Raw genomic sequence first — 3215 nt, 5'->3', positions numbered from 1 at the left:
CCAGCAGGCGTCGCAGGAAGCCTCCGGCGCCTCGTCGGCGAGCGGCGAGAAGGGGATGAGCTCCGCCCCCGCCTCGCGCCAGTGCCGGGCCGAATGGGGGTAGACGAAGGAGAAGGCTGCATCCTGCGCGATGGCGATGCGCTGGCCGGGCGGCGGCAGGAAGTGCCCCTCCTCCTCTCCGGCGGCGGAGAGGGAGGCTGCGGCGCGCAGGATCGCGTCGAGGTCGAGCGATTTTTCCATGACGTCCGCCAGGCGCTCGATGAAAGCTTCGAGCGCGGCGTGCTCGCTCGCCTGAACGAGCCCCAGATGCCGTTCGGGAAGCGCCATGTCGGGATTGCGGTAGATCGCGCCGAGGACGGCAAGTCCCGCCGCTTCGATGGCCTCGCGCGCCTGCCGTTCGTGCCGTTCGCTGGCGACCTGGTTGAGCACCACGCCGGCGATCTTCACGTCCGGGTCGAAGGTGGCGAAGCCATGGGCGACGGCCGCCGCCGTCTGCGACTGGCCGGAAATGTCGAGCACGAGCAGCGCCGGCAGCCGATGGCGCCGGGCGAGATCGGCGGCCGCACCCGAGCGCCCGTCCTCGGTGCGCACCCCGTCGAAAAGCCCCATGGCGCTTTCCACAATGAGCGCGTCGGCGCCGTCGGCCTGTCTGGAAAGCAAGGTGTCCAGCAATCCGGGCGCCATCGCCCAACTGTCGAGATTGACGCCCGGTCGCCCGGTCGCGGCGGCGTGGAAGCCGGGGTCGATGTAGTCCGGACCCGACTTGGCGCCGGCGACGATAAGGCCCCGGCGTCGCAACGCCCGCATCAGGCCGATGGCGACGCTGGTCTTGCCGGAGCCGGAACGCGGCGCGCCGACGATGAGGCCACGGGTGGTCATAAGGCCAATGCTCCTTCCTCTTGCAATCGGTGCAGTGTTTCGCGCATGCCGACGATCTCGCCCACGACGATCAGCGCCGGTGCGCCGAAGCCCCTGGCGCGCGCCTCTTCTGCGATCTCGCCCAGCGTGCCGATAAGCACCCGTTCCTCGGCCGTGGTCGCGGCCATGAGGACGGCGGCCGGCGTGGTTTTCGCAAGCCCGCCCGCCGCCAGGGCGGCGGCGATCCGATCCAGGTTGCGCATGCCCATGTAGATGACCAGCGGCTGGCCGGTCTTCGCCAGCGCGGCCCAGTCGAGATCGTCCCCCGTGCCCGCTCCATGGCCGGTGGCAAGGATGACGGCCTTGTTGACGCCGCGCAGCGTGGCCGGAATGCCGGCCGCGGCGAGCGCTCCGAAGGCGGAGGTGATGCCCGGCAGGAAGCGGAAGGGAATGCCGGCTTCCGCGAGCGCCAGCGCCTCCTCTCCGCCGCGGCCGAAAGTGTTCGGATCTCCGCCCTTCAGCCGCAAGACGCGGCGGCCGGCCCGCGCTCGTTCCACCATCAGGCAGTTGATCTCGTCCTGCGGGGTGGAGGGCTTGCCCCCGCGCTTGCCGACGAAAAGACGCTCCGCGCCCGCCGCCGCCTTCAAGACATCCGGCTCGACGAGTGCATCGTAGATGACGGTATCGGCCCGGCCGAGCGCGGCCACCACGTCGAGCGTCAGACAGCCGAGCCCGCCCGGCCCCGCGCCGGCAAGCCAGACATGGCCCGGCTCGAAGGCCGCCGGCGCGTAAGCCAGCCGCGCTATGGTCTCGCCGAGGCTCATGGACCCTCCCGCCCCCTGAAGCGCCGCTGATAGGCGGCATCGTAAAGCGCGCTCTCGCGAAAACCTTCCGCGCCGAGGCCATGCCCGACGAAGATGATGGCGGTCCGTTCGATCGGGCTGCGTGCGACCTCGCCCTCGATCGTCGCCAGCGTGCCGCGCACGATGCGCTCGTCCGGCCATGTGGCACGCGCGACGATCACCACCGGGCAGTCACGCCCGTAAAGAGGCGTGAGCTCCGCCACGATCTCCCCGAGCCTGTGGATGGCGAGGTGGATGGCGAGTGTGGCGCCCGTGCGGCCGAACGCTTCCAGCGTCTCGCCTTCCGGCATCTTCGAGGCACGGCCGGAAACGCGCGTCAGAACGAGGCTCTGGGCGACTTCCGGGATGGTGAGCTCCCGCCCCAGCGCCGCTGCCGCGGCGGAGAAGGCCGGCACGCCGGGCGTGAGCGTATAGTCGATGCCGAGCCGCTCCAGCCGGCGGATCTGCTCGGCCACCGCGCTCCAGACCGAAAGGTCTCCCGAATGCAGCCGCGCCACGTCGTGTCCCGCCTCGTGGGCAGCCAGATATTCAGCCTCGATCTCGTCGAGCGACATGGGCGCTGTATCGACCAGCCGGGCATCGGCCGGACAATGGGCGAGCAGCTCGCCGGGCACTATGGAGCCGGCATAGAGGCAGACCGGGCAGCGGGCGAGCAGGTCACGTCCCCTGACGGTGATGAGATCCGCCGCCCCCGGGCCGGCGCCGATGAAATGTACGGTCATGTGTCATCCCTGTCTTGCGCGATGGCGCATGTGACGTTGCCTGTTGCGATACGCGGGCCCAGAAGGCGCCCATCTTCGCCCACTGCAGCGAGCGCGGCTGCCTCGGCGAGCGAAGGAACGCCGGTCGCGGCCAGGGAAGCGGCCGAGCGGGTAAGGCACCGGGCGGCGGCGCGCTGCAGATCGCATTCTGAAACTGTTATCAGAGGTAATCCCAAAAATTCCGCCGCTGCGGCAATGCCAGGCTCGTCTCCTTTTAAGGCAGCACTGGCGAGGGCGTCGATTTGCGGGTGTGGCGCCTCTGCCCCGCCGTCGGATTGAGACGTATCTTCCGAAAGGATCGGCAAACCCCCTCTCTTGCGATTTCTAACACTTAGCCTCCGCTTCGCTCCGGCTAAGCTGTTGAAATCGCTTTCTCCCCCGCCAAGGGGGAGATAGGCGCCCGCATCAGTGGGACCATCAATCCCCACCGCCGCCAAGTTGTGGCGCAGCAGCGGCGCCTCTTTCTCCCCCTTGGCGGGGGAGAAAGTAAATTCCTGGGCTTGGGCAGCGCACAAGTCCTTGGAATTTACAAGAGAGGGGGTCGGCCGATGCTGTTGCAACGACGCAGCCAGCGCCGCCTCCACCGCCGCGAGCACGTCGCCCACGGCCACGCCTTTGCGGCAGCCGATCCCCGCGACCCTCATGGTTTCCTCCAGGCCCATTGGGTGACCGGCATGGCCGGACGCCAGCCGCTCATCCCGCCGAGGGGTGCCGCGCGGGAGAGCGCGATCCG

The 3215-nt window shown here is 69.3% G+C and carries 4 protein-coding genes; all 4 read right to left on the bottom strand.

Going from position 1 to position 3215, the window contains the following annotated elements; all coding sequences use genetic code 11:
• Positions 1-879 (bottom strand): cobyrinate a,c-diamide synthase (locus ACFP9U_RS24465; RefSeq protein WP_378625419.1); only part of this gene is annotated, 879 nt, incomplete at its 3' end.
• The gene (gene cobA / locus ACFP9U_RS24460) at positions 876-1682 is read right to left on the bottom strand and encodes a uroporphyrinogen-III C-methyltransferase (RefSeq protein ID WP_378625417.1); all 807 of its coding nucleotides are present in this window, start codon (positions 1680-1682) and stop codon (positions 876-878) included. The genes ACFP9U_RS24465 and cobA, both read right to left, overlap by 4 nt.
• Complete coding sequence (gene cobM, locus ACFP9U_RS24455) at positions 1679-2443, bottom strand: precorrin-4 C(11)-methyltransferase (protein ID WP_378625415.1); 765 nt, start codon at positions 2441-2443, stop codon at positions 1679-1681. Before cobM ends, cobA begins: the two co-directional genes overlap by 4 nt.
• Complete coding sequence (locus tag ACFP9U_RS24450) at positions 2440-3126, bottom strand: cobalamin biosynthesis protein (RefSeq protein WP_378625413.1); 687 nt, start codon at positions 3124-3126, stop codon at positions 2440-2442. Before ACFP9U_RS24450 ends, cobM begins: the two co-directional genes overlap by 4 nt.
• Between the last annotated feature and the right edge of the window lie 89 nt (positions 3127-3215).

Source organism: Nitratireductor sp. GCM10026969 (assembly GCF_042660605.1).
GTDB lineage: Bacteria > Pseudomonadota > Alphaproteobacteria > Rhizobiales > Rhizobiaceae > Chelativorans.
This window is presented reverse-complemented; position numbering and strand designations above follow the sequence as displayed.